The sequence below is a fragment of the Mangrovactinospora gilvigrisea genome (assembly GCF_001879105.1).
Classification (GTDB): domain Bacteria; phylum Actinomycetota; class Actinomycetes; order Streptomycetales; family Streptomycetaceae; genus Mangrovactinospora; species Mangrovactinospora gilvigrisea.
Genome location: NZ_MLCF01000185.1, coordinates 1 through 6,485 on the forward strand (window position 1 = coordinate 1; position 6,485 = coordinate 6,485).

General features: G+C 73.8%; 6 protein-coding genes. 5 read left to right on the plus strand and 1 reads right to left on the minus strand.

Going from position 1 to position 6,485, the window contains the following annotated elements; genetic code table 11:
* The first annotated feature begins 143 nt into the window (after positions 1–143).
* Positions 144–773, plus strand: coding sequence for a hypothetical protein (locus BIV57_RS23075; RefSeq protein ID WP_071658811.1), 630 nt, complete (start codon positions 144–146; stop codon positions 771–773).
* 27 nt (positions 774–800) lie between these two features.
* Here the strand turns inward: BIV57_RS23075 and BIV57_RS23080 are convergent, their stop codons facing one another.
* Positions 801–1,904: an alpha/beta hydrolase gene (locus BIV57_RS23080; protein ID WP_071658812.1), complete on the minus strand. Its 1,104-nt coding sequence runs from the start codon at positions 1,902–1,904 to the stop codon at positions 801–803.
* Between the two features lie 319 nt (positions 1,905–2,223).
* Here BIV57_RS23080 and BIV57_RS23085 point away from each other — a divergent pair, with 319 nt between their 5' ends.
* The 4 genes from BIV57_RS23085 to BIV57_RS23100 form a co-directional block, all read left to right on the plus strand.
* A complete protein-coding gene (locus tag BIV57_RS23085; protein WP_071658813.1) occupies positions 2,224–3,267 on the plus strand; it encodes an ABC transporter substrate-binding protein in 1,044 nt (347 codons plus the stop codon).
* A 1-nt stretch (position 3,268) separates the two neighbouring features.
* The gene (locus BIV57_RS23090) at positions 3,269–4,186 is read left to right on the plus strand and encodes a siderophore-interacting protein (protein ID WP_071658814.1); all 918 of its coding nucleotides are present in this window, start codon (positions 3,269–3,271) and stop codon (positions 4,184–4,186) included.
* Positions 4,187–4,312: 126 nt separating this feature from the next.
* Entirely contained in the window at positions 4,313–5,818 is a 1,506-nt protein-coding gene (locus tag BIV57_RS23095) for a pyridoxal phosphate-dependent decarboxylase family protein (protein ID WP_071658815.1), read from the plus strand.
* Positions 5,808–6,485: SidA/IucD/PvdA family monooxygenase (locus BIV57_RS23100; protein ID WP_139275780.1), on the plus strand; the 678-nt coding region annotated here is incomplete at its 3' end. The genes BIV57_RS23095 and BIV57_RS23100, both read left to right, overlap by 11 nt.

Sequence of the window (6,485 nt, forward strand, 5' to 3'; positions counted from 1 at the left end):
GGGTGAGGACGGTTACCTTTGGTGACTCGTGCTTGACCGGGCGTCAGTCCATAGGTGCGGCTACTACGCTCCCGGCCCCCGGTGGTGCGGAGCCGGATCTTCCGCGGGGTGCCGTCCAAGTCGCAGGTGGGAGGGGTGGGTTGATGAGCCTGAAGGAGCGGGGCGGGTGGGCCGGGGCGGTGGGTGCGGTGGCCGGGGCGGCGGTGATGTGCGCCCTGGGATGGCTGGGCGTCCAGGTCTTCGGCGGGTCCGGGACGGGCGGCTCGGCTGCGGCGGCGCGGGCGCATGCGGCGACGGATCCGCCGCCGGGGTCGGCGACGCCCTGCGGGTGCGACAACACCGCGGTCCCGGGGCTCGCGAGCACGCCCGGCGGGACCCCGGCGGCGGGCTATCTGCAGTCGGGCGGCTCGGTGGAACCCGGTGTCGGCACCGGTGAGTCGCAGAGTGTGGTGACGCTGCGGTCCGATCGGGCGCTGTCGTCGCTGACGGTGACGCTGCGGGTGGCGAAGGGCGCGGGCGTGGCGTCCGTGGGCGAGCGGGCCTCGGTGCCGTCCGGATCCGCGGGCGCCTCGGTTGCGGCGCGCGGCAGTTGGCTCGTCTACACCTGGAAGCTGAGGCCCGGCGCCTCCCTCGCACCGGGCCGCTACACCTTCTCGGGCGCATACACCCGCGGCACAGCAGCGCGCGATGCCGACGCGGACCGGTACACGGTCACCGCCGGCGGGACGGGAGGGCCGCTCTCGCTGGGCGGCGGCTTCCCCGCGGGCGGGTAGCTCCGGCGGGCCGTGCAGGCAGTGCAGTCAGCGCATCTGCGCCGACGTCCACAGCAGGGCGTTGGGCAGCATTTCCTCCCACACCTTGGTGTTGTGTCCGCCCTTGGAGATGGTGAGCAGCCGGCTGGCGCCCTTGTTGTGCAGCTCGCCGAGGAGCGAGCGGGCGGCGAAGACGGTGTCGCCGTCCTGGAGGCTGCCGGCCATCAGCAGGTTGACCCGGGGCTGGTTGTGCGGGTGGTCGCGCAGGATGAGGAAGGGGTTGTTGGCGCGGGCGAGCGCCGCGTCGTGGTCGACCAGCGGTGAGATGGGCGCGTTGTAGCCGGAGAGGCTGACGGCCGCGCCGAAGGTGCCCGGGTAGTGCAGCGTCAGGTTGACCGCGCAGTAGGCGCCCGCCGAGTAGCCCATGACCGCCCACTGGGTGCGCCGGTCGGAGGTGCGCAGCGTGCTCTTGATCAGGGACGGTACGTCCTGGCCCAACCAGGTCGCGGTCTGGCTGCCGTTGGGCAGGTCGGCGCAGCCCGGGTCGACCCGGCCGAGGACGTTCAACTTCGCCGAGACCAGGATCGTCGGCCTCATCCGGCCCGCCATGATCTCCTGCTGGGCGACCTTCTCGGCCTTCATCGCGCCGTACCAGGCCTTGGGGGTGCCGGGGTAGCCGGGCAGCAGCTCCAGCACCGGGAAGCGGGTGCGGCGGAACTGCGGCTGGTTGTACTGCGGCGGGAGCCAGACGTAGAGGTCACCGGTGATGTGCGAGCGCGGGCCGGTGGCGTCGGCCTGGAGGACGCCGTTCTGCCAGGGCCGGAGCGTCAGCCGCCGGCCCGTGGTGGCCGCGCCCGGGACCGGCCGGCCCGCGTTGTCGCCGCCGGCGCCGCCCCCGGCGGCGTTCATCTGCACCTGGCCGGTGCCCCCGAACAGGTCCGTCCAGGAGTCGTAGAGCCCGTAGTTGTCGTTGACCCAGACCAGCACGGCGAGGACCGCGGCGCCCTGGCTGAGCAGGGTGAGGGCGATGCGCACGGTCCAGCGGGCGGCGTGCGGCCCGCGGACGCGGTTCCAGGTGAGGATCAGCGCCGTCGGCACGGCCAGGAACAGCAGCACCGTGAGCGCCAGGAAGAGGTGGCCGGTCAGGCTCATGGGGTCGTCCTTGTCGTGCGGATTCGCCGCGGGGGTGGCGGCTGAGGCGGGTTGGCCGGCGTGGACCGCACGGGGGGACGCGGCCGTACGGCGGCGGGTTGGGCCCGGTCAGCGCGTTCTCACAGGATTCACCCAGGTGTTGGAGAGCTGTGGGGGAGTCGTCGGCAGTCCGTCGGCAACCCGTCGGTGAGGCGTTACGGCAGCGGGGGGTGGTTGAGAGCTTTGGTTAGGCTAACCTAAGCTCGTTCGTGGCGCCCCGGCTCGGGCGTCCCAGTGAACGACCCTGTGATCTGTGATCGTCCCGAGAAGGGAACCTGCCATGTCCCCGGCACCCACCACCCGTTCCGTCGCGAACCCCACCCGCCGCGGTTTGCTCGCCGCCGGCGGCGCCGCCGGACTCGGTGTGCTCCTCGCGGCCTGCGGATCAGGCGAGGGCAGCGGGACCGCCGCCTCCAACGACTCCTCCGGCGGCAGCTGGGAGCTCACCGACGACCGCGGCACCAAGGTGAAGCTCGCCTCCCGGCCCACCCGGCTCGTCACCTACATCGGGGTGGCCGCCGCCCTCCACGACTTCGGCGTGGACGAGCAGATCGTCGGCGTCTTCGGGCCCAGCAAGCTCAAGGACGGCAAGCCCGACGCGCTCGCCGGCGGCTTCGACGTCTCCAAGGCGACCGTCGTCGGCAATGTCTACGGCCAGTTCGACCTGGAGAAGTACGCCTCGCTCCGGCCCGAGCTGCTGGTGACGCACACCTACCAGAACAACGCCCTCTGGTACGTCCCGGACGCCTCCAAGGACAAGATCGCGAAACTGGCGCCCAGCTTCGCCATCAAGGTCTCGAACGTGCTGCTGCCGGAGGCCATCGGCCGCCACCAGGAACTCGCCGCCGCACTCGGCGCCGACCTGAAGGCGACGAAGGTGACGGACGCCAAGAAGCGCTTCGACGCCGCCGCCGAGCGGATCCGCAAGACCGCCAAGGCCCGCAAGGGCATCACGGTGATGGCCTCCTCCGCGGCCGCCGCCACCCTCTACGTCTCCTCCCCGAAGCCCTACGCCGACCTCAACTGGCTGACCTCGCTGGGCGTCGACTTCATCCGCCCCGACAACGTCCAGGGCGGCTTCTTCGAGAACCTCAGCTGGGAGAAGGCCGACAAGTACCGCGCGGACGTCATCCTGCTCGACAACCGCACCGGCACGCTGCAGCCCAAGGACCTCACCGGCAAGCCGACCTGGCAGCGGCTGCCCGCGGTGAAGGCCGACCAGGTGGTGCCGTGGCCCAGCGAGGCCCGGTTCTCCTGGGCGGGCTGCGCCCCGACCCTGGAGCGGATCGCGGACGCCCTCGAGTCGGCGAAGAAGGTGGCCTGAGATGGCGATGCCCTTCGTGTTCTTCCCGGTGCGGGTGGCCGGCACCCGGGCGGTGGGACGCTCCACGGTGCGCATCACCTTCGTGACGGCGGTGGCGACGGCGGAGTCGGGGACGGGGACGGGGGCGCGGGCGTGGACGGGGGCGCGGGCCGCCGGGGGGTGCGGTCTCGACGCGCTGGCGTCGGGCGGGCGGGACCAGCGGGTGAAGCTGTTCCTGCCGCACCCTCACCAGGCCGAGCCGGTCCTGCCGTTGGACTCCGGCGAGAACTGGTACCCCGACTGGCGCGCCGCCGACCCGGCCGAGCGCGCGGTGATGCGCTCCTACACCATCCGCGAGCACCGGCCCGGCCCGGACGGCGGCGAGGTCGACATCGACTTCGTCCTCCACGGGCACGAGGACGGCAGCGGCGGACCGGCCACCACCTGGGCGGCGCGCGCCGCCGAGGGCGACCGCGCGGTGCTGCTCGGCCCCGTCGAGGAGGACAACGGGGGCGTCGATTTCCGCCCGCCGCCCGACACTTCGGCCGTCCTGCTGGCCGGGGACGAGACCGCGCTGCCCGCGCTGGAGGGCATCCTCGCCGCGCTGGAGCCCGGCCGGACGGCCCGCGTGGTCGTCCGGGTGCCCAGCGCCGACGACATCCGCGACCTGCCGACCCGCGCCGATGCCGAGGTCGTCTGGCTCGTCGGCGACGGGCGCGCCCTGGTGGACGCGGTGCGCGAGGGCGCGGTCCCGTCCGAGCCGGAGGACGCCTACGCATGGGTCGCGGGAGAGGCGGCGGCCGTTCGGGAGGTGCGGCGGCACCTGGTGCGGGAGCGGGGGATGCCGCGCCGGCGCGTGACCTTCACGGGGTACTGGCGGCGCGGCGCCAGCGAGGAGCAACTGCTCGAGGAGGCGGTCGCCGCGGCGGCGTCCGACTGACCGTCACCGTCCGCCCGGCGCCGGGTCCTGCCGTTCCGCCGCCGGATCCACCCAGGGCCGGATTCCCCGTACGGGGCGCCGCGCGCCCGCACTCCACCACAGCTCAACGCAATGGGGCCTGTACTGATGAACCCACGCGACCACCTGCTGAACAACGGCACCGCCGACGCCTATCGGGAGGCCGTCACCGGCACCGTGGAGCGGCTGGCCAAGGCGCTCGGCGCCGTCGAGCGGCCGTTCACCGGGGCCACGCCCGGCGACCTCGCGCCCGCCACCGACGCCGTCGACCTGGACACCCCGGCCGCCTCCGCCGACGCCGCCCTCGACGAACTGGCCGACCTCTACCTGCGGGACGCCGTCTGGTTCCACCACCCCCGCTACCTCGCGCACCTCAACTGCCCGGTGGTGATCCCCGCCGTCGCCGGCGAATCCGTGCTCGCCGCCGTCAACTCCTCGCTGGACACCTGGGACCAGTCCGCCGGGGGCACCCTCATCGAGCGCCGCCTCGTCGACTGGACCGCCCAGCGCCTCGGCCTCGGCGAGAGCGCCGACGGCGTCTTCACCAGCGGCGGCACCCAGTCGAACCTGCAGGCGCTGCTGCTCGCCCGGGAGGAGGCCTGCGAGCGGATCGCCGCCGCCTCGCGCATCCCGCTGCGCCGGCCGGAGATCCTGCCCCGGCTGCGCATCCTCGCCTCCGACTGCTCCCACTTCAGCGTCGTCAAGGCGGCCCGCGTGCTGGGACTCGGCGACGACGCCGTGGTCACCGTCCCCACCGGCGCCGACCGGCGGATGCGCACCGTCGCCCTCGCCCGCGAGCTGGACCGGCTCGCCGCCCGCGGACTGGTGCCGATGGCCGTCGTCGCCACCGCCGGCACCACCGACTTCGGGTCCATCGACCCGCTCCCCCAGATCGCCGAACTCGCCGCCCGGCACGGCGCCTGGCTGCACGTCGACGCCGCCTACGGCTGCGGTCTGCTGGTCTCCCGCCGTCCCGAGCGGCGCGCTCTGCTGGCCGGGATCGAGCGCGCCGACTCCGTCACCGTCGACTACCACAAGTCGTTCTTCCAGACCGTCAGCTCCAGCGCCGTGCTGGTGCGCGACGCCCGCACGCTGCGGCACGCCGGCTACCACGCCGACTACCTGAACCCGGCGGGCGGCGGCAACCCCAACCAGGTCGACAAGAGCCTGCAGACCACCCGCCGCTTCGACGCGCTCAAGCTGTGGCTGACGCTGCGCACCATGGGCCCGGACGGCATCGGCGCGCTCTTCGACGACGTCCTCGACCTGGCCGTCGAGGCGCATGCGCTGGTGGACGCCGACCCCCGGTTCGCGGTCGCCGCCGAACCCGCCCTCTCCACCCTCGTCTTCCGCTGGACCGGCGGACCGCCGGAGCTGCTGGACGCCGCCAACCGGCACGCCCGCGCGGCGCTCGCTGCCTCCGGCGCCGGCCTGGTCGCCGGGACCGTCGCCGACGGGGCCGCCCAGCTGAAGTTCACCCTCCTCAACCCGGAGACCACGGCGAAGGACATCGCCGCCGTCCTGGACCTGCTCGCCGGCCACGCCGCCCGGTACGCCGCCCGCCACGCCGCGGAGCACGCGGCCGACCTCGAGGTGCAGGCCCGTGCATCCTGACGCCCCCGCCGACGACCGCGAGCCGGACTTCATCGCCATCGGGATCGGCCCCTTCAACCTCGGGCTCGCCGCGCTCACCGAGCCGCTGCCCGACCTCGACGGCCTCTTCCTCGACGAGAACCCCGAGTTCGACTGGCACCCCGGGATGCTGCTGGACGGCGCCACCCTCCAGGTGCCCTTCCTCGCCGACCTCGTCACCCTGGCCGACCCCACCTCCCCGCACTCCTTCCTCAACTACCTGAAGGAGACGGGGCGCATCTACCCCTTCTACATCCGCGAGAGCTTCTACCCGCTGCGCGAGGAGTACCGGGACTACTGCCGCTGGGTCGCCGCCCGGCTGCGCTCGCTGCGGTTCGGGCACCGGGTGGAGGCCGTCGAGTACGACGAGGCCGCCGACCGCTACCTGGTCCGCACCGGGCAGCGGACCTTCCGCACCCGGCGGATCGTGCTCGGCACCGGAACCCCGCCGCACATCCCCGCCGCGCTGCGGCCGCTCGTGCGGCAGGGCGATCGCGTCGGTGCGGGCGAAGGCGCGGGCAGCGGAGAAGGCGACGAAGGCGGCGGAGGGGGCGAAGGGGGCGAAGGGGGCGAAGGGGGCGGAGCCGGCGGCGCCGTCCACGCGGCCGACTACCTGGGGGAGCGGGACGCGCTGCGCCGCAGGCGCTCG